General features: G+C 47.5%; 30 protein-coding genes. 7 read left to right on the forward strand and 23 right to left on the reverse strand.

Annotated elements, in window-relative coordinates:
- Positions 1–41: 41 nt before the first annotated feature.
- Positions 42–1,181, reverse strand: coding sequence for a M24 family metallopeptidase (locus BM271_RS04370; protein ID WP_234960431.1), 1,140 nt, complete (start codon positions 1,179–1,181; stop codon positions 42–44).
- Positions 1,182–1,258: 77 nt separating this feature from the next.
- On the opposite strand from BM271_RS04370, the gene BM271_RS04375 reads away from it, so the two are divergent.
- Complete coding sequence (locus BM271_RS04375) at positions 1,259–1,864, forward strand: hypothetical protein (RefSeq protein WP_046791223.1); 606 nt, start codon at positions 1,259–1,261, stop codon at positions 1,862–1,864.
- A 37-nt stretch (positions 1,865–1,901) separates the two neighbouring features.
- Here the strand turns inward: BM271_RS04375 and BM271_RS04380 are convergent, their stop codons facing one another.
- From BM271_RS04380 to pta, 12 genes are all read right to left on the reverse strand, one after another.
- The gene (locus tag BM271_RS04380) at positions 1,902–2,450 is read right to left on the reverse strand and encodes a sugar O-acetyltransferase (protein ID WP_200795317.1); all 549 of its coding nucleotides are present in this window, start codon (positions 2,448–2,450) and stop codon (positions 1,902–1,904) included.
- A 49-nt stretch (positions 2,451–2,499) separates the two neighbouring features.
- A complete protein-coding gene (locus BM271_RS04385; protein ID WP_052749918.1) occupies positions 2,500–4,458 on the reverse strand; it encodes a S9 family peptidase in 1,959 nt (652 codons plus the stop codon).
- A 90-nt stretch (positions 4,459–4,548) separates the two neighbouring features.
- Positions 4,549–5,502 carry a FecCD family ABC transporter permease gene (locus BM271_RS04390; protein WP_046791225.1) on the reverse strand — a complete coding sequence of 318 codons (954 nt, stop codon included), beginning with the start codon at positions 5,500–5,502 and terminating at the stop codon, positions 4,549–4,551.
- Entirely contained in the window at positions 5,495–6,349 is an 855-nt protein-coding gene (locus BM271_RS04395) for an ABC transporter substrate-binding protein (RefSeq protein WP_046791226.1), read from the reverse strand. The genes BM271_RS04390 and BM271_RS04395 overlap by 8 nt, the downstream gene beginning before the upstream one ends.
- Before the next feature lie 55 nt (positions 6,350–6,404).
- Entirely contained in the window at positions 6,405–8,051 is a 1,647-nt protein-coding gene (gene argS, locus BM271_RS04400; protein WP_046791227.1) for an arginine--tRNA ligase, read from the reverse strand.
- 3 nt (positions 8,052–8,054) lie between these two features.
- A complete protein-coding gene (locus BM271_RS04405) occupies positions 8,055–8,453 on the reverse strand; it encodes a YwiB family protein (protein WP_046791228.1) in 399 nt (132 codons plus the stop codon).
- 65 nt (positions 8,454–8,518) lie between these two features.
- Positions 8,519–9,877: a magnesium transporter gene (mgtE, locus tag BM271_RS04410; RefSeq protein WP_046791229.1), complete on the reverse strand. Its 1,359-nt coding sequence runs from the start codon at positions 9,875–9,877 to the stop codon at positions 8,519–8,521.
- 201 nt (positions 9,878–10,078) lie between these two features.
- On the reverse strand, positions 10,079–10,603 hold the full coding sequence (locus BM271_RS04415) for a YwhD family protein (RefSeq protein ID WP_046791230.1): 525 nt from the start codon (positions 10,601–10,603) through the stop codon (positions 10,079–10,081).
- Between the two features lie 12 nt (positions 10,604–10,615).
- On the reverse strand, positions 10,616–11,917 hold the full coding sequence (locus tag BM271_RS04420; protein ID WP_046791231.1) for an HD domain-containing protein: 1,302 nt from the start codon (positions 11,915–11,917) through the stop codon (positions 10,616–10,618).
- Positions 11,918–12,087: 170 nt separating this feature from the next.
- Complete coding sequence (locus tag BM271_RS04425; RefSeq protein WP_046791232.1) at positions 12,088–12,321, reverse strand: hypothetical protein; 234 nt, start codon at positions 12,319–12,321, stop codon at positions 12,088–12,090.
- A gap of 299 nt (positions 12,322–12,620) precedes the next feature.
- Positions 12,621–13,457, reverse strand: coding sequence for a lipoate--protein ligase family protein (locus BM271_RS04430; RefSeq protein ID WP_046791233.1), 837 nt, complete (start codon positions 13,455–13,457; stop codon positions 12,621–12,623).
- A complete protein-coding gene (pta, locus tag BM271_RS04435) occupies positions 13,450–14,436 on the reverse strand; it encodes a phosphate acetyltransferase (RefSeq protein ID WP_046791234.1) in 987 nt (328 codons plus the stop codon). The genes BM271_RS04430 and pta overlap by 8 nt, the downstream gene beginning before the upstream one ends.
- Positions 14,437–14,570: 134 nt before the next feature.
- On the opposite strand from pta, the gene hemQ reads away from it, so the two are divergent.
- Positions 14,571–15,317: a hydrogen peroxide-dependent heme synthase gene (hemQ, locus tag BM271_RS04440; RefSeq protein WP_046791235.1), complete on the forward strand. Its 747-nt coding sequence runs from the start codon at positions 14,571–14,573 to the stop codon at positions 15,315–15,317.
- Positions 15,318–15,529: 212 nt separating this feature from the next.
- Here the strand turns inward: hemQ and BM271_RS04445 are convergent, their stop codons facing one another.
- The 7 genes from BM271_RS04445 to BM271_RS04475 all read right to left on the reverse strand — a co-directional run bounded on the left by BM271_RS04445 (position 15,530) and on the right by BM271_RS04475 (position 19,228).
- A complete protein-coding gene (locus BM271_RS04445; RefSeq protein WP_046791236.1) occupies positions 15,530–16,222 on the reverse strand; it encodes a hypothetical protein in 693 nt (230 codons plus the stop codon).
- Entirely contained in the window at positions 16,219–17,103 is an 885-nt protein-coding gene (locus BM271_RS04450; RefSeq protein ID WP_046791237.1) for an ATP-binding cassette domain-containing protein, read from the reverse strand. The genes BM271_RS04445 and BM271_RS04450 overlap by 4 nt, the downstream gene beginning before the upstream one ends.
- On the reverse strand, positions 17,096–17,476 hold the full coding sequence (locus BM271_RS04455; protein ID WP_046791238.1) for a GntR family transcriptional regulator: 381 nt from the start codon (positions 17,474–17,476) through the stop codon (positions 17,096–17,098). Before BM271_RS04455 ends, BM271_RS04450 begins: the two co-directional genes overlap by 8 nt.
- A gap of 139 nt (positions 17,477–17,615) precedes the next feature.
- Positions 17,616–17,795 carry a hypothetical protein gene (locus BM271_RS04460; protein ID WP_046791239.1) on the reverse strand — a complete coding sequence of 60 codons (180 nt, stop codon included), beginning with the start codon at positions 17,793–17,795 and terminating at the stop codon, positions 17,616–17,618.
- Between the two features lie 52 nt (positions 17,796–17,847).
- A complete protein-coding gene (locus BM271_RS04465; RefSeq protein ID WP_046791240.1) occupies positions 17,848–18,213 on the reverse strand; it encodes a DUF423 domain-containing protein in 366 nt (121 codons plus the stop codon).
- Positions 18,214–18,245: 32 nt separating this feature from the next.
- Positions 18,246–18,578 carry a DUF5327 family protein gene (locus BM271_RS04470; protein WP_046791241.1) on the reverse strand — a complete coding sequence of 111 codons (333 nt, stop codon included), beginning with the start codon at positions 18,576–18,578 and terminating at the stop codon, positions 18,246–18,248.
- Positions 18,575–19,228 carry a uracil-DNA glycosylase gene (locus tag BM271_RS04475; protein WP_046791242.1) on the reverse strand — a complete coding sequence of 218 codons (654 nt, stop codon included), beginning with the start codon at positions 19,226–19,228 and terminating at the stop codon, positions 18,575–18,577. Before BM271_RS04475 ends, BM271_RS04470 begins: the two co-directional genes overlap by 4 nt.
- Positions 19,229–19,342: 114 nt before the next feature.
- Here BM271_RS04475 and thiD point away from each other — a divergent pair, with 114 nt between their 5' ends.
- The 5 genes from thiD (at position 19,343) to BM271_RS04500 (ending at position 22,874) form a co-directional block, all read left to right on the forward strand.
- Positions 19,343–20,173: a bifunctional hydroxymethylpyrimidine kinase/phosphomethylpyrimidine kinase gene (gene thiD, locus BM271_RS04480; protein WP_046791243.1), complete on the forward strand. Its 831-nt coding sequence runs from the start codon at positions 19,343–19,345 to the stop codon at positions 20,171–20,173.
- Positions 20,174–20,233: 60 nt separating this feature from the next.
- Positions 20,234–20,593, forward strand: coding sequence for a DUF1806 family protein (locus BM271_RS04485; RefSeq protein ID WP_046791244.1), 360 nt, complete (start codon positions 20,234–20,236; stop codon positions 20,591–20,593).
- A gap of 11 nt (positions 20,594–20,604) precedes the next feature.
- Positions 20,605–21,273 carry a bacillithiol biosynthesis deacetylase BshB2 gene (bshB2, locus tag BM271_RS04490; RefSeq protein WP_046791245.1) on the forward strand — a complete coding sequence of 223 codons (669 nt, stop codon included), beginning with the start codon at positions 20,605–20,607 and terminating at the stop codon, positions 21,271–21,273.
- A gap of 11 nt (positions 21,274–21,284) precedes the next feature.
- Positions 21,285–22,163, forward strand: a complete 879-nt coding sequence (gene folE2 / locus BM271_RS04495) for a GTP cyclohydrolase FolE2 (protein ID WP_046791246.1) — start codon at positions 21,285–21,287, stop codon at positions 22,161–22,163.
- A 192-nt stretch (positions 22,164–22,355) separates the two neighbouring features.
- Positions 22,356–22,874, forward strand: a complete 519-nt coding sequence (locus BM271_RS04500) for a DoxX family protein (RefSeq protein ID WP_046791247.1) — start codon at positions 22,356–22,358, stop codon at positions 22,872–22,874.
- Positions 22,875–23,118: 244 nt separating this feature from the next.
- Here the strand turns inward: BM271_RS04500 and BM271_RS04505 are convergent, their stop codons facing one another.
- From BM271_RS04505 to BM271_RS04515, 3 genes are read right to left on the reverse strand one after another with little or no spacing between them, the layout of a single operon-like run.
- Positions 23,119–24,039 carry a Cof-type HAD-IIB family hydrolase gene (locus BM271_RS04505; RefSeq protein WP_046791248.1) on the reverse strand — a complete coding sequence of 307 codons (921 nt, stop codon included), beginning with the start codon at positions 24,037–24,039 and terminating at the stop codon, positions 23,119–23,121.
- Between the two features lie 51 nt (positions 24,040–24,090).
- Entirely contained in the window at positions 24,091–24,561 is a 471-nt protein-coding gene (tadA, locus tag BM271_RS04510) for a tRNA adenosine(34) deaminase TadA (RefSeq protein ID WP_046791249.1), read from the reverse strand.
- 1 nt (position 24,562) lies between these two features.
- Complete coding sequence (locus BM271_RS04515) at positions 24,563–25,270, reverse strand: HAD family hydrolase (RefSeq protein WP_046791250.1); 708 nt, start codon at positions 25,268–25,270, stop codon at positions 24,563–24,565.
- Positions 25,271–25,314: the final 44 nt, after the last annotated feature.

Below are 25,314 nucleotides of genomic sequence, written 5' to 3' on the forward strand. Positions count from 1 at the left end.
CTCACGAAAAAGATCCGTCCGGGTTTCCGGACGGATCTTGTTTATACCTCTATCGTGATGCTCTCAAGATCTTTCGGGAACGAGGTCAACACATCCGTCGTATCGCCGATATAGAGCATATCTTCAATACGGACGCCGCCGAAGCCCGCTTTATAGACACCGGGTTCTATTGTTATGACATGCCCTTTCTCAAGCTTATCTGTATTCTGGGCATCTAGTGAAGGCTGCTCATGCAAACCGATCCCGAGTCCATGTCCAATGCGGTGTGTGAAATACTCGCCATAACCGTCGTCCATGATTTCAGCACGTGCCACTTCATCCAGAGTATTCATCTGCTCCCCGATACGGGATTGTTTTATTCCCGCTTCATTCGCTTTCAGCACTGCTTTGTAGATCGCTTCCTGTTCCTCTGTCGGTTCCCCGATGATAAAAGTACGCGTCATATCAGAGACATAGCGGTCTTTTGTGACAACCCCGAAATCGATGAGCAGAAAATCCCCCGGTTCTACTGCAGTATCTCCGGATTCACCATGTGGCAGCGCAGAGTTTTCTCCTGCGAGCACAAGCGGTCCGAACGATACGTCGACAGCCCCATATTCCTTCACTTTCTGCAGCAGGAAGTCGGCAATCTCTTTTTCAGTCTTGCCGGATACTGGTCCGTTGACCAGGTCAGCGAGTGCTTTTTCGGTAATATCAACCGCTTCCTGAAGCTTCTCTTTGTCATTCTCATCTTTCCTGCCGCGCAGTACATTGATCGCTTTATCCACTGAATCGATCTGGTCTGCTGTATAGTTGCCGAGGAGGCGCTGGTACCGGTCATATGTCATATGCCCGCCTTCAATGCCGATATCCTCTGATTGGAACTGATCCAGATGCTCGAACAATCTGTCAAACGGATCTTCCCCGTCGTTATGTGGCAGCTGATTTGTCACGGTGGCATTCTCATTCACGATTTCCTGATCCAGCGCCGGATACATCAGCGCAGTATCTTTCGTTTTCACATCAATGAGCAGGGCGAGCAATCTTTCATGCGGCTCTATGAAACAGCCCGTAAAGTAGAACACATTTATCGGATCGGTAATTACAACCGCGTCCACATCGAGCGCCTCTGTCAGTTTTTCCACTCTTTTTTCATATTTTTCAGTGATGGTAACCATCCCTTTCAATGCTCTTTGTCCCAATATATCATAAATTCCATCGTTATTAATTTGTGGGGACTTGTGCTAATATGTCACTAATGAAACATGGAGGCCTGTGCATGTCAAAACTAGTCGCTTACCTTAAAGATATTCACAGAAATTTAAATACCGGACTTGAGATTCCGCCATTCATAACGATTTCACTGCTGATCCTTTATACCCTTATCTCAGGTATTTTCGGCCACCTGATCGGCATGGATCTGTTTTCAACTGCATACCAGCCTTTTGAACTGCTGTTTGACAGCTTTGCCTTCCGGATCATCATCCTCATCCTGTATATCATCTTAAACATCGCTTTTCTATACTTGATGATCCTCTGGTTCCGGAAAGAACGGGTAAGGATCCCTGTACTGCTGTCCTATTACGCTATCGTCACCACAGTCGTATTTTGCATCAGCCTGATGCTTTTTACAGTGGTACTCGGACTCTATTATTTCTTTGGAGTATCCAGCCACGCTATCTTCATAGTGTTCGGGGCTACGCTTGTCATCATCTTTACAATCCTCAATCTATACCCGGGATATCTTTTCTTTCTGGCCATCCGCCACCGTCCAATTGATATTTTCTGGCCGTTCGTGCTGTATATCACCGGCATCCATCTGATTTCCTTCCTATTGTTCAGACTCTGGGGCGCTGTGGATATCTTAAGTATGTGGACACCTTAGACCAGATAGATGCTGGAGCAGTCGCTCCGGCTCTCTTTCATGCATCCACCCTTTTAACGGGTCTGCAGGGATTACCCGCCGCAACCATACCGGCCGGAATATCCTTGACGACCACTGAACCGGATCCGATTACTGCGTTCGCTCCGATGGTGACTCCTGGATTGACTGTTACGTCCGCTCCCAGCCAGACATTATTACCGATATTGATGGGTCTGGCGTATTCTTTTCCCGCTCTGCGTTCTTCAGGGTCGAGTGGATGATTCACAGTAATCAGAGACACGCCGGGACCCAGAAATACATCGTCACCAATGGTAATCGGTCCCACGTCCAAAAAGACACAGTTATAATTGGCATAGAAGTTGCGTCCCACTCTGATATTGATGCCGTAGTCACAGTAGAAAGGCTTTCTGATGCTTATGCCTTCCGCTCTGTATCCCATCAGCATCTCCAGTATCTGCGCTTCATTCTTTTGTCCAGGCCTGTTATATTCATCCATCAGCTTCTCAGCATTCTCTCTCAAATGCTTTAGTGTAAGATCCTCCGGATCGTAATATTCCCCGTTCAGCATCTTTTCTTTTTCAGACACATCAACACCTCATATCCATTCATTTATTTCCCGGGAAATCCCGCCGGGGTCAGTCAAGATGGCGGGCGAACCATCCTGCCAGATGGTTCAGTCTTTCCACTCTAAGATTCGGTTTCCCTGTCCTTGATAAATTGTGATCGGCGTCCGGGAAGCGCACAAACTGTGTTTCTTTTTTCTGATACTTCAATGCGATATAAAGCTGTTCCGCCTGCTCAATCGGACATCTGAAGTCCCGTTCGCTGTGGAGGATGAGGAGCGGCGTATGGATGTCATCCACATATTTGATCGGTGAGTGGTGCCACATTGTTTCAATATCGTTGAAGTCCGCTTTGATCTGCCAGTCACTGAAATAGTAGCCGATATCGGACACCCCGCGGAAACTCACCCAGTTGCAGATGCTGCGCTGGGTCACTGCCGCTTTGAAGCGGTCTGTATGACCGACGATCCAGTTGGTCATGAAGCCGCCGTACGATCCGCCCGTTACACCCAGGTTGTCACGGTCGATCCAATCGTATTTATCCGTAATATAGTCCACGCCGGCCATGATGTCCTCATAGTCGATGCCCCCGTAGTTGCCACGCACAGCATCCACAAATGCCTGTGAATAGCTGTGTGATCCCCTCGGGTTTACAAACAGCACTGCATAACCGAGTGACGCCAGCACCTGCATCTCATGGAAGAATGTATTACCGTAAAATGCATGCGGCCCGCCGTGGATATTCGTAATCATCGGATATTTCCCGCCATCCTCAAAACCTGCCGGTTTCATAAACCAGCCATGAACCTCTGTGCCGTCCCGGCTTTCGAATCGAACGTCTTCGGGATCGACGAGCAGTGTCTTTTCAACATATTCTTTATTGATATCAGTCAGTGCTTCCAGAGTGCCCGAATCAAAATCGAATTTATACAGTTCGCCCGGTGAGTCATGCGCAGAAATTGCCAGTACCGCATAGTCTTCTGTCGCATCCATGCCAAAAACATGATGCCTGCCCGAAAGCAGTGATGTCACTTCCCCTTTTGTATTTCCGCCGTAAAGGTTCACACTGCCATTTTCAGAAAGGACAAACACGAATCTTTCATTGGAAATCCATTTTACCGGGGTCGTTTCCACCGACTGCTGCGTATCGGCAGCCATGTAGTCACCGACGGGCTTATCAAGTTTTCCAGTCAGATTCTCCAGTGTCCCCGATGCTGTATCGTATAGCATTATAACGCCATGCGTTGCATTCTCGAACTCCCGTCCCATAACGGTTATGAGCAGTTTGGTACCGTCGGGCGATACTGCCGCATCCATCACACCGCCTTCTCCAAACTTAATTTCTTCCGCCTCATTTTCTCCATGCCTGATATACAATTTCTGACTGAAATTAAAATCCGGTTCATCGCTGTGATCTGTAGTATAGACGATTGTATCGTCGCCGATGGTCTCCATCAGCGAGAAATTCTCTTCACCGGACAGCAGTGTTTCTACTGCTCTGGATTTTATATCGATCGTCTTAACCGACTGGTATTTTTCCTTGAGCAATCCGAGACTGTCCGCCTTATATTTCATCCGGTCTATGACTACTGGTTCCGGTCTTTCATCTTTTCCATCCTTCTCCTCATCCTCCTTTTCGGCTTTCCCTTTTTCGATTGAGACATGAAAATAGACAGATTGTCCGTCTTTTGAGAATTCAGCACTGTTCACATCATCTTCTTCTTCAGTCAGCTGTTCGCGCTCCCCGCCGTCAGATCTCAGCATGAACACCTGTTTCCTGTCTTCTGTTTTGGCAAGGAATAAAGTCCGTTTTCCGTCCGGTGAATGCCTCACATTGGAAATGCGCTCATGCTGATATGTAAGCTGCTGCGCTTCCCCGTCCTGACAGCGGCACAGGTTCGTCCGATAATCATTCTTCTCTTCATCTATGGAAGTTTCTAAATACGTTACTGCATCTGTTCCCGGCACTACCGACGGTGATGATACTGATCTAATCGTGTAGATATCTTCGATTTTCACTTTGTTCTTCATCATTCATCCCCCTAAATTAAGAAAAGACTGATATCATCAGTCTTTTCTTCCATTTTACCATGCAGGCATTCAATTTTCCCAATAATCACACTACGTCCTCCCCGTCAGCACCCGTCTCTGCATTAAAAATATGAAGAGGGGGACTGCGGAGATCATTACCATGACGCCTGTCGGGATTTGTACAGGGGCGAGGACTGTTCTGCCGACCGTATCGATGAGCAGTACATAGAGTGCCCCGTATAGAGAAGACAGGATCATCAGCGGCCTGAAAAGCAATGGCCTGAAATAGAGGATCATCTGCGGAACGATAATTCCGACCAGCGCAATGATACCGCTGAAACTGATGGCGACAAGCGGCGGGATCGATGCGGTGACGAGCAGCAGCAGGCGCAGGTGCCCTGTCTTAATACCGAGACTGAATGCCCGGACATCCCCGAGGTTGAGCAGGTCGAGCTGTCTGCCGTATTTATAAATAATGAATGCAGCGCCGGCTGTAAGTGCTCCTGTGATGATCACATTATCGTATGACGCCCCGGACAGGGAGCCGAACATATACCTTGCGATCGATTCTGTCTGATCGGGCTGGAGGAGCACAAGGATATACAGCACTCCGCTCAGCATCGCCCCGAGCAGCACACCCGTCACAATCAATGTTTCCGGACGGTACTGCGTGTCCATCCTGCGGGCGGCTGAAAGCACGATGGCAAGCCCCGCCAGGCCGCTCAGAATACTCAGCACCGGCTGCAGATAGAACGGAAGTGCAAGCACTACCACCAGCGCACTCCCGAGTACCGCCCCGTTTGCCATTCCCAGGGTGAAGCTGTCCGCCATCGGATTTCTCAGGACAATCTGGAATACCGCCCCGCTCATGGCGAGAGCTGCACCGATGAAGATCGCAAACAGTACACGCGGCACCCTGATGCCCAAAATGATGCTGGCAAGCTGTTCAGCATCCAGTTCATGCAGAACCGCCGAGCCGGTAAAGACACTTGCCGTCGCCGTCATGAAAATGACAGCTGAAAGGATAAGCACGTGTCTAATCATAGACGCACTGGCCCACTTTTTCCAGGCCTTCAGCGATCCTCGGTCCCGGGCGGGTAATCAGGTCGGGATCGATATTACACTGGTTTTCCGGATCACTGATATCCAGACCGTCAAAACCGGGTGTACTACTGATGGACTGCTGCAACGCCTTGTCTTCAAGCCCCATCATGGAAACCACCACATCCGGATCTCTTTCCACGACCTCTTCCGCACTTACACCCGGATAGCCTTCCATATCGCCAAATGCATTTCCGACATTGACCCAGGAGAGAGCATCTTCGATGAATGTCCCTTCTCCGGCCGTATATATTTCAGGCTGGTCTGAAATATGTATGAATGCATCCCGGGTATCCTCGTCACTGTACCGGCCCCTGAGATCCCCCATCTCTTCTGCGATGCCGCTGATCACTTCCTCAGCTTCTTTATGCACTTCGAAAAAAGCACCGATCTGTCTTATCGAATCATAGATGCCTTCTATATCCGCTGCCTCATCCACGACCAATACATCCGCACCTGTCGTTTCCGCCACACGGTCCAGCATGGCCCCATGCATTGACCGGGTTGATGCGTGAGCAACGATATGCGACGGATCGAGTTCAATCAGCTGCTCCTCATCCAGTTCGAAAGTATTCAGTTCCACCAGACTTTCGTCTTCAGCGACAGACTCGGGGTAATCATCTTCAGTCGTGACGGCCACAAGCTGTTCTGAGAGCCCAAGTTCTGCAATGATTTCAGTATTGCTCGGCATAAGCGAGACGATGCGCGGCTCCCCCTCTCCTTCCGGTGTACCGCAGGCAGCCATCATAAGCACTATTGTGAATATCAGCATCCCCTTTATCCTTTTCATCCATTCCACTCCCTTTTTTTAAAAATAAACCCCCGCACGAAGCGGGGGATGGACGCTACATTCTTTCCGGTGCGGAAACACCGATCAGACCGAGCGCATTTTCCAGAGTCTGTCTCACCGCTTCAATCATCGCCAGATAGGCGAGTGTCTTTTCTTTGTCGTCAGTGAGCACTTTATCTGCATTATAAAATTTATGGAAAAGCCCCGCAAGATCCTGAATGTAGTTCGGTATGCGGTGTGTTGCACGGCTGTCGGCAGCACCTTTCACCATGTTCGGGAAATCCCCGAGCTTTTTAAGGAGTTCCAGCGCCTGTTCATTCACAATGACATCCAGATTGACGTTCCCATCCACATCATATCCATTCTCTTTTGCCTGACGCAGTATTGAACAGATACGCGCATGTGCATACTGCGCATAATAGACAGGATTGTCACTGGATTCCGATTTGGCCAGTTCCAGGTCAAAATCGAAGTGTGTATCCGGGCTCCTCATCGCCAGGAAGTAGCGGCTCGCATCCACACCGATCATTTCAATGATGTCGCGCAGAGTGATCGCCTTGCCTGTACGCTTCGACATCTTCACTTCTTCACCGTTTTCAATCAGACGCACCATCTGCATAATCTGAATTTCAAGGCGTTCAGGATTTTCACCCAGTGCCCCGAGTGAACCTTTCAGACGCTTGATGTAACCATGGTGGTCCGCTCCGAACAGGTTGATGAGTTTATCGAATCCACGCTCCACTTTATCATAATGGTATGCAATATCCGGCATGAGGTACGTATAGGTGCCGTCACTCTTACGGAGCACACGGTCTTTATCATCACCGAAATCGGTTGTTCTGAGCCACAGTGCCCCATCTTCTTCAAATGTATAGCCGTTGTCAGTCATCTTTTTCAAGGCTGCATCCACTTCACCCTTTTCATAAAGGGAGGTCTCGCTGAACCAGCTGTCAAAATGGACGTTGAAGTCGGAAAGGTCCTGACGGAGCTTCTTCATCTCATAGTCCACGCCGAGCTGGCGGAATTTCGCCACACGCTCCTCGTGCGGTTTATCGGCAAACCCGGGAGATTCTTTGGCAAGTTTTTCACCGATCACTTTAATATCCTTGCCGTTATACCCATCTTCCGGCATATTAAGTTCATTTCCGAGTGCCTCGAGATAACGGGCTTCTATGGACAGAGCGAGGTTGTGGATCTGATTGCCGGCATCGTTGATATAATATTCACGTTCAACATCATAGCCGGCGAAATCCATTACATTCGCAAGCGTATCCCCGACACTGGCATTACGTGCGTGTCCGATGTGCAGATCCCCCGTCGGATTCGCACTCACGAACTCGATCAGTATCTTTTCTGCACTTTCACGTTCCGTTCTGCCGAAACGTTCTTTTTCTTCCAGCACTTTAGAGATGACACCCGTGAGTGAGGACTCTTCCATCTTGAAATTGATGAATCCCGGACCTGCAATATCCACCGATTTCACCTGCGCTTGGTCATAATCCAGGTTATCGATGACTGCCTGGGCAATCTCTCTTGGATTGCGCTTCGCCTGTTTCGTCAAAACCATGGCGATATTGGTGGAAAAGTCGCCGTTCGTCCTGTCCTTTGGCACCTCCACTTTTACCGGCGGCACTTCTTCGACAAGGCCGGTGTTTTTAACCGCTGCTTCAATTGATGTTTTCAAATTTTGTTTCAAATCCATCGCCTATCCCACTCTCTCTAATTTATAATGATAATTTCCAATGACTGCATCGTCTTCGATCAGTTCGTATTCAATCTCAACCGATGACCCGTTCAGGTCCAGCCTGGTCGTATGAATACGGAAGAGATGCTTCCCTGCCGGAGATTCATAAAAAGTATCCGTCGTCCTGCCCTCTTCAAAATAAAAATTCATGTTGATCACACCGCGCCGCTGAATCTTGACGAATCCGTCACCTGCGCGGAGTACGACATCGATATCATGTTCATCGAGCTTCTCAGTATACCTGTAATACCTGTCTTTCCGCTCGATTACTTCGACATCCAGATCCTGTTTGAAATGTTTCGTTTCCCCGTTCATTTTCACATTTTGCCGGAGTTTAAATTGTGAATGCTGTTTATCCATATAATCACCTTCAAGTAAGCTAAATTATAACATATAGGACACGCCCGGACACCCACTTTCCGACATCATATCTGGAGCATGGCAGTGGCTATCGTGAAGTAGATCAAAAGCCCGATGACATCGTTCAATGTCGTGATGAACGGTCCGCTGGCGACAGCAGGATCTATATTCAGCTTGCTGATCATGACCGGCACGATGCTGCCGACGACCGTGGATACACTGAGTGTCAGCAGCAGTGCACTGCCGACAATCAGACCGATCCTCATATCCTGGTAGAAAACTGAGATCAGCAGTGCGATGGTGACGCCGCTCACGATTCCCATCAGTATGCCTGTCCCGAGCTCCCGTTTCATCGTATGCCAGATGCCATTCTTTTCATATGCGCCGGTCGAAATTGTCCTTACCATCACTGCGAGTGACTGCGTGCCCGTGTTCCCTGCGGCATCCATTACCAACGGGATGAAGAAAGAAAGCAGTACCACCGCTTCAAGCGTCTCTTCGAATGCACCGATGACATTGGCGGTAATCAGCCCCAGGAACATGAGGATGAGAATCCAGGGTGCACGTTTCTTTGCCGCTGTGAGCGGTGAAACACTTACATCCGTCGTCCCTCTGGAAGCAGACAACTCTCCGACATCTTCAGTCATTTCGAATTCGATGACATCAATGATATCATCGATGGTGATACTGCCGACCAATTCCCTGTCCACACTAACGACCGGAATATCAACAACATCATAGTCCTGCATGATCCGGGCGACATGTTCCTGATCCATATCCGGCATTACCGTTCTGATTCCAGTATCACATATGCTGCTGAGAAGATTTTCATCTTCTGCCATAAGCAGATCACGCAGAGAGACGAGGCCTATAAATTTCTGATATTCGTCGGCAATATATATATAATGTACCGCTTCGTAAGTTGTTGTATCACTCTTGAGCTTTTCAATCATTGCACTCGCTGTATCATCCGGAAACCCGCTGATAAACTCCTTGCGCATGATACTGCCGGCGCTGCCCTTCTTATAAGTCAGCAGTTCATGGATGTGGGCCGCTTTTTCCGCACTCAGCCCGTCCAGCAGTTCTTTTTGTACAGACGCTTTGAGCGGCTCCATGAAATGCCGCACATTATCAGTCGACATCCGCTCCAGCATCCGGATACCGTAAGCCTTATCCATTTCATCAAACAGCTCCAGCTGCTCATCCCTGTCGAACCATTTGAATATCATGGCAAATTCTTCAGGAGACAGGATGCCGGTCATCTCCGTTCGGGCTTTCGTTCCAAGACGCCTGATAATATTGAACTGATCATTTTTATGAAGTTTGAGGAAACCGCTGCGGAATTCTTCTTTCTTCTCTGCGTCAAGTAGATTTCTGAAGGTATCCACCGTTTCCTGACTCACTTTTGGTTTCACATTAATCATGATAGACCTCCTCCACAGCCAAAATGATGCTATAGGTCCCATACCCTGATTTCATGTGTTCATTTCATCTAATAAAAAAAGTGGACAGGATTTCTCCTGCCCACAGTGTCCTAGTTACACAGATGTATAACTATATTTTATTTTATATTTCAATGTAAAAATCTGCAATGTTTTTATGACTTTGACACAATAACGTCACAATTAATGATTTTCCAACATTTTTTTCAGATCCTCTGAATTATCCCAAATTTCCTGATTGTGGTTCTGCAGGAATTTTTTCAGTGAACTTTTACTTGCATCATCCATATCCTCTATCGAGATTTTGCCTTTCATTGCATGATCCAGCATATTGACATGTTCATGCATCAGTTTATATCCGCGGCGTCTCTCTTTGTTGACCATCTGATAGCAGGCAGCGACACCGGCATAAACCGGGCCGATGTTCATGCGTTCCACAGCCACCCAGACAATCCAGTATTCCTTCTGGCCTTCACCTTCAACTTCTGACTTTTCCGTTACCCATTTCACACGTTTTTCTACTTCGGCCCGGGCGTGAAGCCCCGCCATGTCGATAAATGTTTCCTGAGTTTCCATATCTATATAGACCGGTGCGATATTCTCCAGACTGATCGCTCCGATATTTTGCCCCTTATGGCCGGTAAGCGGATCATCTTTTATGATATTGAACTGGAACCCCGGTTTTTTATTTTCAGATTCATTTGTCATATTATCATGCTCCTATGCCAATTCATTCAGCAGATTGATGATCTGCCCCTTCACTTCAGGGTCTTCAATCTGCAGTATCTTCTCTTTCGGATAATAAAGTTTCGAGTCCATACGGTGCATTCCTGTGATACTGTGTATGATTGCCGACTGGCTGCTGATCTCTTTGAGATCACCGTTCTTTTTCTGGAGATGGATCGGTTTGCGGTTACTTTTCGATCCCGGTCTGTCATAATCGTAGGGCAGATCCGAGTAGGAGTCGCTGAAGAAATAATATTCAGGGTCCACACCGCCTTTTCTGAACAGCTCTTCGATTTCGGTGATTGTGATGATCGAGCCGTCAAACGGCAGATATTTGAACAGATCCCTGTTTACAAACCGGTGCGACAGATCGGACAGCACAGCGTCATCTTCATGTATCCATTCCTGAAGATAGAAGTTGACCACCATTTCATCAAGCCTTAAGTAATCATAGACCGTCAGTGTACCATCGAAGAAAGGAATAAAATACTTAGGTGCCTGCTTGAATACATAACCGTCTTCATAAAGGTATTTTGCACGCCGGAGCGCCAGGTTCAGAAGCACTTCCCCGCCTCTTGAAACCGGATGGAAATAAATCTGCCAGTACATCTGATAACGGCTCATCAGATAGTCCTCCACCGCATGCATTCCGCTGTCCTTGATGATGACTTCGTCTTTGGACGGCCGCATCACCCGGAGTATGCGCTCCATGTCGAAATTGCCGTAACTGACACCCGTATAGTATGAATCGCGTTGGAGGTAATCCATGCGGTCTGCATCTATCTGGGAGGAAATCATGCTGATGACCAGCTTGTTTTCATGTGTCTTATCGATGACCTGTGCAACTTCCAGCGGAAAATCGATGCTCACTTTTTTAAGCACAGCATTCACTTCAGTGTTGCCCAGTATGATTTTGCGGGTGAATTCCTCGTGATCCGTGTCGAAAATCGTTTCGAAACAGTGGGAAAACGGACCATGTCCGAGATCGTGCAGAAGCGCTGCACAGAGCGCAAGCAGACGGTCATCGTTGTTCCATTCCTCGAACTCCTGGAAGTTCACGACCATCCGGCGTACAATTTCATACACCCCGAGGGAATGGTTGAATCTCGAATGTTCTGCAGAATGGAATGCCAGATACAGCGTACCGAGCTGTTTGATCCGTCTCAGCCGCTGAAACTCCTTTGTTTTTATCAAGTCCCAGATCACCTGATCGCGCACATGAATGTACCGATGCACCGGATCTTTAAAAACTTTTTCCTCTACCAGTTGTTTACTGCTGTATTCACTTATCGTCATCCCACTGCCCTCCTCATACTGTCATAATATCATTTGAAAACATGGTTGTCATCAAACCCGACCGTACTGCAGGGCGGATGAATCAAGTGTTTTTCCCTTCATATAAAAACCGGCTGTCCCAAAAAGACAGCCAGTCGAAAATATACAATCCAATCATTATATTTCAGATACTATTTATCATCTTCGTCATAGGAATCCGCTTCATCGCCCAGCTGTGTCTTGTCAGAACGCTGATTCCGCACATCACGCTCACGCTGCGCCTCTTCTTTGTCTCTTTCTGTGGCCGGGCTGTCCGGCGGTACATCCTCTTTCACTTCACCGTGCGGACCCGCTTCATCTTTGCGACGCTCCAGTTTCTTTTCCTCTTCTTCTGTCGTCATTCTATCTCTTTTTTCATCAGCCATGCATTTCAGCCCCTTTTTCTTTTGTATATTCCCGCACAAAGAGAGGTTAAACCAAAGGAAATGGCAGTCTTATTAACGGTTTCAGACGGATGACAAAGAAAGCTGACCTGAACGGCATAAAACAATGGTGTGTCAGATGCCCGCTCATCTCATCAGAATAAAGATCACTGATATGGAGGATATCCTCTCACCTTGAGGACTCTAAAACGATGGGGCGAAGCCCACAAATTAACATTCTTATTGAGAAAATCATAAACATGCCAAAAACCGGCTTCCCTCAGGAAGCCGGTCCGATAAGACTACAGTCCGGAAAAGAGTTCATTGTCTTTTTCCATCCTGATTTTTTCATTCCGCTGTTTCATCCGTTTCAAAAATCCATCGTATCTTTCCTGCTGTTCTTCTGAGAGCCCCGGGAGGTCCTCCAAAGTGCCGCCGGATGCTTCGATGACATCGATCATCCTGCGGAGCACATCCTCCACCCTGTAGTTTTCACCCAGCAGTTCATTCAAAGATGCCATATCTTCCGGATGGACTTCGGGATACTTGAACCTTGTGATGTCGTCAGACTTGCTGTAATGATAGAAATCACGCATGATTTCCGCGCGCAGGCTGCCGCTTCCGGTCACACACAGGTATATCTGTACAGCAATACCCTGGCGGATTCTCCGCTGGGAGATGCCGGCGAACTTCCGGCCGCCGATGCTCAGATCATAGCTGCCGGGGCAATAGCTGTGTACAATTTCATATGCCTCCACCGGAGCGTGCGGGAATGCCGACCGCACCATTGCCAGCATGAGGTCATAGCCATCATCGATCTGCGGTGCGGCGGACTTCGGCAGAATGAGCGATATATTCAGTACACCGTCATCCAGTACTACCCCGAGACCGCCGCTGTTCCTCAGAATATAATCGTATCCTGAATCTTCCAGAAATTTCAGTCCGTCATTCAGATTAGGCAGTCTCGCGTCATGCAGTCCGAGAATGATATACGGGTCATGTACCCATGCGCGTATTTTCGGAATGCCGTCGGCTGTCACCATTTCCTGAAGCAGATCATCCATTGCAAATGACTGATACGGATGATTCACCGCTTCGGCCGGTATATACTGCCAATGCCTGTCAAACAGATTATCCATTGTTCTGGGTCAGTGCCTGTGTTGCCGTAAACAGTGCAAGATTGAACACTTCATCTTTTGAACAGCCGCGGGACAGGTCGTTCACCGGCTGGTTCAGACCCTGCAGGATTGGGCCGTATGCTTCAAAACCGCCCAGCCGCTGGGCAATTTTGTAACCGATGTTGCCTGCTTCAAGTGAAGGGAATACGAATACGTTTGCGCGGCCTTCCAGTTCAGAACCGGGTGCTTTCTTTTCAGCCACACCCGGTACGAAAGCAGCATCAAACTGAAGTTCACCATCAATCGGTGTATCAGGCAGTTTTTCTTTTGCATACTGTGTCGCAAGTTTCACTTTTTCCGTTTCTTCAGTTTTAGCTGAACCTCTCGTCGAGAAGCTGAGCAGTGCCACACGCGGCTCCATGTCAAAACTTTCTGCAGTTTTGGCAGTCTCCACTGCAACTTCTGCCAGTTCATCCGCATTAAGTTCAGGGTTGATTGCGCAGTCCCCCATCACATAGAGTTCGTCTTCGCGGAGCATGAAGAACACGCCGCTCGTGCGGGAGACGCCGGGTTTTGTCTTGATGATCTGAAGCGCCGGACGCACTGTATCCGGTGTGGAATGCACCGCGCCTGAAACAAGGCCGGCTGCACGGCCGGTGTAAACCAGCATCGTACCGAAGTAGTTTACATCATTTAGAATATCATCTGCCTGCTCATGCGTGACTTTGCCCTTGCGGCGTTCAACGAAGGACTCCGCAAGTTCTCCTTTATATTCACAAACTTTCGGGTCAATCAGTTCCAGACTGCTGAGGTCGAGGTTTTCCTCCCCTGCTAATTTCTGGATTTCTTCTTTGTCTCCGAGTACAATCGGATCTACATATGTTGTTGTTGCGAGTTCAACAGCTGCTGTCAAAATTCTTGGGTCCGTACCTTCAGGGAAAACGATTTTTACATTTTTACCTTCCAGGTTAGATTTGAGATTGTTTAAAAAGTTACTCATAATATCCTCCTTGGTTAGCCTGTACACAAGCAGTATTATACTCTTTTCGTCACATTATTTCATCCCTATCCGCTTTTAAAACGTTTTCTTTAGTAGTAGAATTGAATATGACAATATAAAAGGAGAGATTTTGAATGAATGAAGCAGCACAAACACTCGATGGTTGGTATAGTCTCCACCTTCTCTATAATGTAGACTGGTCATCACTCCGCCTTCTCGAATCAGAAGAAGTGAACAAGATGGTCACAGAACTGCAAAGTTTCCTCGAACGCCAGGAAGAGGTTCATCAGAAAAACGAAGGCAGTTATTCTTTCTACAACATAACGGGCCAAAAAGCTGACTTGATCCTTTGGATGCTCCGTCCGACAATCGACGAGCTCAATACACTGGAACTGGAATTCAACAAACTCGCAATCAGCGACTTCCTGATTCCATCTTATTCATATGTTTCCGTCATCGAACTCAGCAACTATCTTGCGAAGGATTCCGATGAAGATCCATACCAGAACGAACATGTAAGAAAACGTCTCTACCCTGAAGTGCCTAAATCGCGCTACATCTGTTTCTATCCGATGGACAAGCGCCGCGAAGGCAACGACAACTGGTACATGCTCGATATGGAAAAACGCCGTGAACTAATGTACTCACATGGTATGATCGGTCGCGGTTATGCAGGCAAGGTCAGGCAGTTCATCACAGGTTCAGTAGGTCTCGATGAATACGAATGGGGAGTGACTTTATTCTCAGATGATATGATCCAGTTCAAGAAACTGATCTATGAAATGAGATTTGATGAAGTATCTGCACGCTATGGCGAATTTGGAGATTTCTTTGTAGGTGTAAACCTGCCGGCTGAAGAGCTTCCGGCATTCTTTATGTAATTCCGGTGGTTTTAAGCCTTCCACATTCGGTTATATGTAAAGAAAACCAGAGCGGGAGGAATCATGATGGGCCGATTGATCAGAAGGATCATCTATATGGCACTGCCATTTTTGATCAGAAAAATAAGAAATCGTAAAAAAGGCGGCGGCCGCAAATAATCCGCGCTTCATAAATGATCCCCCGGTTCAGAAGAGCCGGGGGATTTTTATGCTTATTTGATTTTTACTGCAATGTCCCGGATCATGTATCTGAGTATTGCATATATCAATGCAAGGCACACAATGGTAATGAGTACCATCATGGCGACGCCCGTCGACGTATCAAAACTGAGAGCTTCAAGTCCTATCGTACCGCTCTCCCTCGGCCATATAATATCCGTACCCATCATTATGACGATATTGAGCAGAACCATCGTCATTCCCGGTACGAATCCACGGTAGAACCCGGCGCTGATCAGGAATCCGCCAAGGAAATAGAGCAGTGTCGACAGGAGATATCCACCTACATACACGAGTGTCTCCACTCCGCCTGAGACCTCCGGAATGCCTGTCCCGAACCACGGCATGAACCCGAGCAGAAATGATACCGCCGCTGTAGCTGCCGTAATGAATAACGTAGTCAGGATTCCTGCAGTTGTCATCGCATGAAAAAATATTTTCCTTGTAAGCCCGAGATTGACCGACCATTCCAAAAAGGTATATACTGCAAGGATTCCCAATACAAGCATGTAGATCCTGTTTGCTGATAATGCCATGGAAAAGAATGACATTTCGTTTAGCTCCGGTTCCCTGAGGAATACATTCAGAACGATATAGACAAGAGCAAATATCGGTATATACCACAGACTCCATCTGATGAATTCCTTTGTATAATCCATTGTGGCGAGTCTTAATTTTCGGCTCATCCTCTCTCCTCCTCCTTTTCTTCTGTCAGTCTGATGAACAGATCCTGCAGCTTCACTGTACTGATATCGAGGTACAGTCTGTCTATTTCTTTCAATTGCTCCTCGCTCAGTCTTCCCAGTACCATATCCGATCTGATCGGTCCAAGGCGTTCTGTAGACAGCAGATCCATTCCATCTGTGAACTGTGCCACTTTTTCTTCCGGTCCGCTTACCCTGAATCCACGTTCAAGCAAGACATCAAGCGGTTCCTGCAGCTTGACCCTGCCCTGGTGGATCATAATCACTTCATCGAAAAGATAGTCCATTTCGGAAACAATATGTGTGGAGAGTATGAATATCCTCGTCATCTTTTCCCTTGCTGCAAGCACTTGTTTATAGAAATATTCCCTTGAGGGGGCATCCATGCCGTTTGTCACTTCATCGAAGATGGTGATTGGCGAATTGGAAGCAAGGCCTATGCTTGCATTTGTTGCTGCCTGCTGACCCTTCGACATTTTGTGGAGCGGCTTGTCGGCATCCGCACCAAAACCTTCCATCAGTTCCAGTGCATAATCCATATCGAAACCTTCTTTATACCTCTTTGTCATTTCAAACATTTTTCTTGGTGAATCATATTCATCGGAATAATCCACTTCGTACAGGAAATCGACTTTGTCCATCAGATCTGCATTTTCATAAAGGTCCACACCATCAATGGCCAGTGTGCCGGATGAGGGTTTTCTGAATGAGGCAATCAGTGACAGAATCGATGTCTTGCCTGCTCCATTCCTTCCGATGAGCCCATATACCTTTCCCGTTTCCATCTTAATGGTGATGTCTTCCAGTATTCTATCTTTTTTGATGTTCAATGATACTTTGTCCAGCTGCAGTGTCTTACTCATTCCCGTCACTTCCTTTCACTTCCTCGATCAGCCTGCCGATTTCTTCATCGCTCAACCCGAGTTTTCCCGCCTCTTCCATCATCGGCTTCAAGTATTCAATCAGAAAATTCTGTTTCCGTTCTCCCATCAATTTCTCCTTCGCATCCGGTGCAACGAACATACCGACACCTCTTTTCTTATAAATTATGCCCTGATCCACCAACTGGTTCACACCTTTTGCCACAGTCAGATGGTTGACTTTGTAGAACTGCACAATCTCATTCGTAGAAGGGATTCTGTCGTGTGCCTTCAATGTCTCACTAATGATCTGGTCGCTGATCCAGTCTTTGATCTGTTCAAAAATCGGTTTGCGATCATTCAGCTGGCCACTCAAATCACCACGCCCTCTCACTTAGTTATATAGTTATGTATATAAGTATATATCACTAGAGTGGAAATTGTAAACACCTCTCTTTTATATGTTTTAAATGAAATGCAAAAAACCCTGCCGCAGCAGGGTTTAATTATATAAATCATTTTCTGTTTTTCTGTATTTTTTTCTTTTTCAGACTGTTGTTCATATATATCGCGAGGGCGGCAAGCAGTCCCAGAATCGCCAGGATTTCGCCGATGCTGATTGTTTTCGTCGTCATCAGATTGATGATTCCGCTGCCCGCTGCAAAGACGGCCATGAAAAGCAGGAATACCATCATATAGTGTTTGAAGCTTTTATTTTTTGAAATAACAGCACCACCATCTGACGCATTATAGTTTTACGATGCCAATGATCAGGCATACCCATCCTGCAAGGAACAGCACACCGCCAATCGGGGTGATTGCCCCCAGGATCGAAATGCCGCTTACTGCAAGTATATACAGCGATCCGCTGAAGAAGATGATGCCCAGCAGCATCAGCCATCCTGCTGCACCGAGCAGCGGAGCATTGGTCACCTGCATCAGAATTCCGACTGCGAGAAGGCCGAGGGCGTGGTACATCTGATACTGTACCGCTTTTTCCCAGACTCCCATGTAATGTTCACTGATTTTACCTTCCAGACCATGCGCGCCGAAAGCACCGAGCGCTACGGATATCAGTGCATTCACTGCACCGAATATTATAAATAATTTCATTCTTTTTCTCCTTATATCCATTCGGACAGATTTTAAAATTCAAAAAGTGAATCGCCGTTGCCGAACCCGTCATCCGTATCAAGCGTTTCTGCCGGAAGCTGGTCCGCCTGCCGCGGGGCATCTTGCTGTTTTCCGGCTCTGCCGCCCATCATCCTGAGCATTTCCCTGTCCTGTACACTCATTCCGGATGAAGGTTTTTCCTTTTCCCCGGATACAGAGATGCCGGAAGCACTGCCGGTATCCTGCTTCAGCAGCCCGATCAGCCGTTCCATGGCATACAGATGCTTTTCAAATTCATGCGGCTGGCTGGATACTTCCATGCGGTGGAGTTCCTGCTTCAATTCCGCTATGATCTGCTGCTTCATTTCTGTTCACTCCAGTCGACAGGTTTCCGGCCGTTTTCCACCAGATAATCATTCGTCCGGCTGAATGGTTTCGTACCGAAAAACCCACGGCTTGCAGACAGGGGACTTGGATGTACCGATTTGATGACAAGGTGCTTATCCGTGTCTATAAGCTTTTCCTTCTGCTGGGCCGGTTTGCCCCAAAGGATGAACACGACATTTTCCAAATCATCTGAAACATGTCTGATGATACCATCTGTGAACGGCTGCCACCCCAGTTTCCTGTGGGAATTTGCTTCGTGGGCATCCACTGTCAGTACAGTATTAAGCAACAGGACTCCCTCCGTCGCCCAGTCTTTCAGGCTGCCGCCTTCCCTCACGATGCCAAGATCGCTTTTAAGCTCTTTATAGATATTTCTAAGGGATGGTGGAATCTTTACACCCTCGTTCACAGAAAACGCCAGTCCATGCGACTGATGTTCACCATGATAGGGGTCCTGGCCGAGTATCACGACACGGACATTCTCAAATGGTGTAAGATCAAAGGCTGTATATATCTGATCTCTCGGCGGGAACACTTTCCCATTTGAATATCTTTCTTCAAGTTCCGCTTCCAGTCCGCTGAAATCATTTTCTTCTTTTATAGAATTAAAGACACCTTTCCATTCCATTTTATATCACCTCTATTTAAAGTTCGATTATACCATTCTATCAGGCATGTCTCTAGAAATACGATGCTTATTATAGTAGAATATCAGTATTAATAATATTGGAGGAAATTTCCTATGGCACTTAAGAAGACCCTAACAATTGCCGGCTCTGACACTAGCGGCGGTGCTGGTATCGCAGCAGATCTGAAAACGTTTCAGGAACATGAAACTTATGGTATGACAGCACTCACTACAATCGTAACCATGGATCCGGAAACATGGTCCCATGGCGTGAATCCGATACCTCTGGAAGTTGTCGATGCACAGCTGGAGACGGCATTGTCCATCTCACCCGACGCCATCAAGACGGGCATGCTCCCTTCTGAAGAGGTCATCGAACGCAGTAAGAATGCATATTTGAACAGCAATGCGAAGCATTTCGTCATCGACCCGGTCATGGTCTGCAAAGGAGACGATGAAGTGCTGAATCCCGGTCTTGTGGATGCGATGGTTGAACATCTCCTCCCACACGCAACGGTTGTGACACCGAACCTCTTCGAAGCCGGACAGCTTGCCGGATACAAAACTCCAAAAACGCTGGACGATGCGAAAAAATGTGCAGAAGTCATCCATGAAAAAGGCGCACAGCATGTCATCATCAAGGGCGGCTCTGAAATTGAAGGCGACAAAGCAGCCGATGTATACTATGACGGCAGTGAATTCCACATGCTGACAAGTGACAAGATCGATGCCTCATACAACCACGGTGCAGGCTGTACATTCGCAGCCGCCATTACGGCAAATCTTGCGAACGGCCTCACGCCGCTCGAAGCGATCCAGAATGCTAAAGCGTTCGTCACCTCCGCCATCAAGAACGGATGGAAGATGAATGAGCATGTCGGCGTCGTCCGTCACGGTGCCTATAACAGTGTAGAGAAAATCGACGTGAAGGACGAAACGATATAGAAAAGAGATAGGCGTGCCTATCTTTTTTCTATGGACCATTTTAAGGAGCGGTCAGCTTATATGGAAAAGATCAATCGCGAAACAGTACAGACTTTATTGAATGATTATCAAGATGAAAAAGTGTACGTCCACGTTGAAGTGACGAGCGGCATGTATGCATCACATATGGATGAACGGGTATTCAACTCGGGTATGTTTCTAAGGAATGTCCAAGTCGTATTCACCCAGGGGGCGATCCGCGGCGGTGATAACGGTGAATTCCGTGTCGGGCTGAAATTGGATAACGGCGGTTGGATCTATGTCCTCGGACTCACTCATTTTGAAGTGAACGATAATGGTGAATTCATCATGCACGGCTTCAACTACGACGGCAAACTCGCCAGTGCACTTGAAATCTCAACTAAAGAATTCTTTAAATAGGAGGACACGCTATGGAAAAGGAAAGACAAGTTCTCGTCGTATTTCCACATCCGGATGATGAAGCTTTCGGTGTCAGCGGAACGATGAGCCAGTATGTGGATATGGGTGTGCCGGTCACTTATGCATGCCTGACATTCGGCGATATGGGACGCAATCTCGGCTATCCTCCGTTTGCAACGAGAGAATCATTGCACGAAATCCGTAAAAAAGAAGTCGAGGAAAGCGCCCGTCTGATCGGTCTGACTGATCTGAGACTGCTCGGCTATCGTGACAAGACGCTGGAATTTGAAGAACCCGGCCACTTGAAAGGCGTTATGAAAGAGCTGATCGACGAACTCGATCCGAGCAGGATCATCACCTTTTATCCTGGATACTCTGTCCATCCCGACCATGAAGCGACGGCGGAAGCTGTCATTGACGCGATAAGAGAGATGCCGGGCGACGCACGTCCCGAGCTGCAGCTCGTAGCTTTCAGCAATAACACATTGAATGATCTCGGCGAACCGGATATCATTGTAGATATAGACGGCTATCAGGAACGCAAAGAAAAGATCATGGCTGCCCATGAATCACAGACAGGCCCGCTCCTCAAATCTCTTGCAGCGGATACGCAGGAAGGCCAGGAAGCACGAGACATGTGGATGAAATACGAAACATTCTACAGTTACGATATAGATTAAGGAGTAGAAGCATGGAAGAACTGGACCTTACGACACGAGAAGGACGTTTTAAACATTTCGGTTCCACAGATCCGATTGAAGGAACCAAGCCAATCGAGAAAGAGCTCATGGTCGACCTGCAGAGCTCGAAGAAAGATTTTTTATTCGAAGTGGATTCAGTAGGAATCAATAACCTGAGCTATCCTGTAGTGATTGGAGATTTCCAGTCAGTCGGAAACTTTGAACTTGCAACAAGCCTGAGAAGGAATGAGAAAGGCATCAACATGAGCCGTATTCTGGAATCTCTCGAGACTAAAAATAACGGCGGTATCAAACTTGATTTCACAACCCTGGAAAGTGTCCTCGGGACACTCAGGGACCGCATGCACCAGGAATCCGCAGAAGTTACTGCAGACGGCAAATGGTATTTCTCAAAGCCGAGTCCGCATACACAGCTTTCCGGAATGGCGCACGCAGATGTGAAATATTCATTGGAAATGGGAGAGTCAGGTACGACACGCAAACAGCTCGGCATGACGGCAATGGTTACGACCCTTTGCCCATGTTCTAAAGAAATCAGTGAATACAGTGCACATAACCAGCGCGGTTATGTGAAAGCCCTGCTCGACATCGACCCGGATGCAGAACTCCCTGAAAACCATAAAGAACAGCTGTATGAAGTATTGGAGATCAATGCTTCCTCCCAGCTCTACCCGATTTTGAAGCGCACGGACGAAAAGATGGTCACAGAGCGCGCATACGAAAACCCGCGCTTCGTAGAAGATCTGATCCGTCTCATTGCATACGATCTAGTGGAACTCGACTGGGTCAGCGGCTTCGAACTCGAATGCCGCAACGAAGAAAGCATCCATCAGCATGATGCTTTCAGCAGAATGAAATACCAGAAATAAAATATGCTTGCCTGCGAGACAGATTCCAATTGGAAATCTGTCTTTTTATTTGCAGATTTTATGATATTAGCGGTGTTCATAATTCATACATAATTATTGTTATTTATTTCACAAATTATATTGACTTAGTGATTTTTTTCACATATAATAAAATCAAAGAAACGGACAGAAAATCCAAAAGGAGATAATCAGATGATTAAAAAATTATTGTCGCACATAATCAGTGAGTACGTAATGCTTGTCCTGCGGGTGTATCTCGGAGTAGGCTGGTTCACCAGTGGCCTTGGAAAAGTGATGGGAGGAGGATTCGATGCTTCCGGTTTCCTGCAAAATGCTGTACAGAATCCGGTGCTCGGCCCGGATGGAAACCCTGTCTATCCGTGGTACACATTCCTGATTGAAAACGTCTTTCTATCAATGACGCCTGTGATAAATGTGATGATTCCATGGGCTGAACTGCTCGTGGGACTCGGCCTGATCATCGGTGGATTCACAGCCTATGCCGCTTTCTTCGGACTGCTCATGAACTTCTCATTCCTGTTTGCAGGCACAGTATCAGTAAACCCGCTCTACATCCTGCTTGGAGTCATCATCATTGCCGCAGGGTACAAAGCCGGCAGCCTGGGAGTCGACCGCTTCATCAAACCCGCGCTGGAAAAAGGTACATTCCGTATCTTCAGCCACCGCCGTCCTGAACGTAAGACAGCCTAAACCAGATATTCCCCCCATGAATATAAAAATTGCTTCAGACAGACTGTTATCTACGGTCTGCCTGAAGCTTTGTTTGTTGTTTGTGCTGATTTGGTATACGGGTTTTATTCGCAGACGTGATTAGCCTCTTTGAGATGTACGATCGCCAATCGAAGAGACGGCACGGCCCGCCACAACACAAAAAAACGGACCGACTCCCCAATATCCACAAGGGGGCCGTCCGTTTCACAGTCTGTAATATTTTTTAAGCGCCCGTCCCGTTCTCGGAATCCGAGGCCGATGCAGCAGCCGCTTCTTCGCGGTCCATCTCTGCCAATGCTTCTTCGATGGCGATGGCCACACCGTCTTCCATGTTGGTCCTGGTCGTTTTGTCTGCAATGCCTTTGACCTCTGAAGCGGCGTTGCCCATGGCAACAGAATGGCCTACACGCTTGAGCATCGAGATGTCATTGAGATTATCCCCGACTGCCATGACATCTTTCATATCAATTTCCATGACTTCTGCAATATGTTCAAGTGCAATCCCCTTCTGGGCATTTTCATGGGTGAGCTCGATGTTGCCTGCTGATGATGAAGATACGGCCAGATTGCCGATTTCATTGAGCTCATTCTTTGCCCTTACCAGTTTTGCCCTGCTTGATGATGTTGCCAGGAACTTGAGGACGTTCTCGTCCCCTCTTTCGAATATTCCTTTGTAATCATCCACTTCAACAAGTGTGCCGCGCTCCAGCCGTTCTTCCATGAACTTCCGGATGCGTGTTTCATTCGCTTCCTGTCCCATCTGTTCGGACAGATCGATGAACACTTCTATATCCCTTTCAATGCTTGTTGTATATATCGCCCGATCTGTATAGATCTGGTAGAATATCCCCTCGGCCCTGAACACATCAGATACTTCATCGATAAGTTCTGAATTCAAAGCTGAAGTCGACAGAATCTCGCTGGATTCATTGCGGACTTCTGCACCGTTAAGACAAATGTAAGGTACTTTCATATCCAATTTACTGATGATGCCATGTGCTTCATAAAATGCACGGCCAGTGGCGATTACCACCTGTATCCCTCTGTCCATTGCCTTTTGTATCGCTTCTCTTGTCCGCCCGCTGATATCATGATTCGGGGTCAGCAAGGTTCCATCCATATCCAATGCGATCAATTTGACCATAAGCTTTCTAAAACTCCCTTATACTGTTTTAACTTCATTTTATCAGAAAATTTAATTATCCGCTCTTCTTTTACGCGCTTCCCTTAATTTTTTGAAGAATAAAGTGAGCATGCTGCTGCATTCCTTCTCGAGTACGCCGCCGGTGACAGTGGCGCGATGGTTGAAACGCGGTTCACCGAGCAGATTCATGAGGCTGTCCACGGTGCCACCTTTTGGATCTTCAGCTCCATAGACGACGTGTGGTATACGGCTCATCACAATTGCTCCAGAGCACATTACACATGGCTCCAAAGTGACATACAGCGTACAGTCTTCCAGACGCCACGACCCGATTTTTTCACTGGCTTCACCGATTGCCATGATTTCTGCATGCGTCAGCGGATTCTGTGTCGTTTCCCGTCTGTTATGACCGCGGGCGATGATTTTTCCATCATGTACAATGATGGCGCCGATCGGCACTTCACCGATCGCTTCCGCTTTTTTCGCTTCTTCCATCGCGTGCTTCATGAATTCTTCATGCATTTTATTTACAGCCTTCCTCCAGGATGAATTCGCCGTTGCTGTACAGATCCACTACACTCTCGATGATGATATCGGCACCCTCAAGATCCTGCTCCCGGCATGTCCCGCTGAGCACACCGACAGTCCGGAGCCCCTCTTCCGATCCGAGCATAGTGTCGGACCTGTTATCGCCGACCATCACCATGTCCAGGAGCGTGTAGCCCCGACGTTCCATCAAAGGTTCAAGCATGCGGATATCCGGTTTATGGTAAGGACTGTCATCCCCTGCTACAATATCTGTGATCAGCGGCCCCAAATCGAACTTTGCAATGAAATATTCTGTACTTTCCCTGCTGTCGCTGGTTACAATCACATTCTCGAAACCGTCATCCTGGAATTTCTCCAGCACTTCCCGGGAACCCTCTATGAGTTCCATACTTTCCAGTATCTCTTTCAGGCTGTCTTCATAATGTTTCCGCATCCAGGCGGCTGCACCGGATTCATAGTTTTCGAAATGATTTTGGATCATCTCCCCCGTCCCGCTCGCAAGTATCGAGTTCGGGGCAATCTCTCCGTCTATAAGACCAAGCTCATAGGCGAGCTGGTCTTTGATGTCATGTCTGTCGAATTCCTCTGCAAACGCCTGGATGACACGTTTGGCATACGGCGTCCAGATTTTTTGATAGTTCAGCAGCGTTCCATCTTTATCAAATAAAATTACACGCGTCATTTTGCCTCCTAAATTTAGAAAAATAAGAAGGCTTAGAGCCTCCT

It is taken from the genome of Salinicoccus halodurans, from assembly GCF_900114445.1.
Classification (GTDB): domain Bacteria; phylum Bacillota; class Bacilli; order Staphylococcales; family Salinicoccaceae; genus Salinicoccus; species Salinicoccus halodurans.

Coding starts and splice junctions, on each gene's coding strand:
- BM271_RS04445 (WP_046791236.1), bottom strand. CDS start 16,222: ATGAGCCGAAAATTAAGACTCGCCACAATGGATTATACAAAGGAATTC.
- bshB2 (WP_046791245.1), top strand. CDS start 20,605: ATGGAAAAGGAAAGACAAGTTCTCGTCGTATTTCCACATCCGGATGAT.
- tadA (WP_046791249.1), bottom strand. CDS start 24,561: ATGCATGAAGAATTCATGAAGCACGCGATGGAAGAAGCGAAAAAAGCG.
- mgtE (WP_046791229.1), bottom strand. CDS start 9,877: ATGATTAATGTGAAACCAAAAGTGAGTCAGGAAACGGTGGATACCTTC.
- BM271_RS04515 (WP_046791250.1), bottom strand. CDS start 25,270: ATGACGCGTGTAATTTTATTTGATAAAGATGGAACGCTGCTGAACTAT.
- BM271_RS04385 (WP_052749918.1), bottom strand. CDS start 4,458: ATGAAGAACAAAGTGAAAATCGAAGATATCTACACGATTAGATCAGTA.
- BM271_RS04475 (WP_046791242.1), bottom strand. CDS start 19,228: ATGGAATGGAAAGGTGTCTTTAATTCTATAAAAGAAGAAAATGATTTC.
- thiD (WP_046791243.1), top strand. CDS start 19,343: ATGGCACTTAAGAAGACCCTAACAATTGCCGGCTCTGACACTAGCGGC.
- pta (WP_046791234.1), bottom strand. CDS start 14,436: ATGAGTAACTTTTTAAACAATCTCAAATCTAACCTGGAAGGTAAAAAT.
- BM271_RS04405 (WP_046791228.1), bottom strand. CDS start 8,453: ATGGATAAACAGCATTCACAATTTAAACTCCGGCAAAATGTGAAAATG.
- BM271_RS04470 (WP_046791241.1), bottom strand. CDS start 18,578: ATGAAGCAGCAGATCATAGCGGAATTGAAGCAGGAACTCCACCGCATG.
- BM271_RS04430 (WP_046791233.1), bottom strand. CDS start 13,457: ATGGATAATCTGTTTGACAGGCATTGGCAGTATATACCGGCCGAAGCG.
- hemQ (WP_046791235.1), top strand. CDS start 14,571: ATGAATGAAGCAGCACAAACACTCGATGGTTGGTATAGTCTCCACCTT.
- BM271_RS04375 (WP_046791223.1), top strand. CDS start 1,259: ATGTCAAAACTAGTCGCTTACCTTAAAGATATTCACAGAAATTTAAAT.
- BM271_RS04425 (WP_046791232.1), bottom strand. CDS start 12,321: ATGGCTGATGAAAAAAGAGATAGAATGACGACAGAAGAAGAGGAAAAG.
- BM271_RS04450 (WP_046791237.1), bottom strand. CDS start 17,103: ATGAGTAAGACACTGCAGCTGGACAAAGTATCATTGAACATCAAAAAA.
- folE2 (WP_046791246.1), top strand. CDS start 21,285: ATGGAAGAACTGGACCTTACGACACGAGAAGGACGTTTTAAACATTTC.
- argS (WP_046791227.1), bottom strand. CDS start 8,051: ATGGATTTGAAACAAAATTTGAAAACATCAATTGAAGCAGCGGTTAAA.
- BM271_RS04395 (WP_046791226.1), bottom strand. CDS start 6,349: ATGAAAAGGATAAAGGGGATGCTGATATTCACAATAGTGCTTATGATG.
- BM271_RS04485 (WP_046791244.1), top strand. CDS start 20,234: ATGGAAAAGATCAATCGCGAAACAGTACAGACTTTATTGAATGATTAT.
- BM271_RS04415 (WP_046791230.1), bottom strand. CDS start 10,603: ATGACAAATGAATCTGAAAATAAAAAACCGGGGTTCCAGTTCAATATC.
- BM271_RS04390 (WP_046791225.1), bottom strand. CDS start 5,502: ATGATTAGACACGTGCTTATCCTTTCAGCTGTCATTTTCATGACGGCG.
- BM271_RS04460 (WP_046791239.1), bottom strand. CDS start 17,795: ATGATGGTATTCCTGCTTTTCATGGCCGTCTTTGCAGCGGGCAGCGGA.
- BM271_RS04420 (WP_046791231.1), bottom strand. CDS start 11,917: ATGACGATAAGTGAATACAGCAGTAAACAACTGGTAGAGGAAAAAGTT.
- BM271_RS04505 (WP_046791248.1), bottom strand. CDS start 24,039: ATGGTCAAATTGATCGCATTGGATATGGATGGAACCTTGCTGACCCCG.
- BM271_RS04465 (WP_046791240.1), bottom strand. CDS start 18,213: ATGAAATTATTTATAATATTCGGTGCAGTGAATGCACTGATATCCGTA.
- BM271_RS04500 (WP_046791247.1), top strand. CDS start 22,356: ATGATTAAAAAATTATTGTCGCACATAATCAGTGAGTACGTAATGCTT.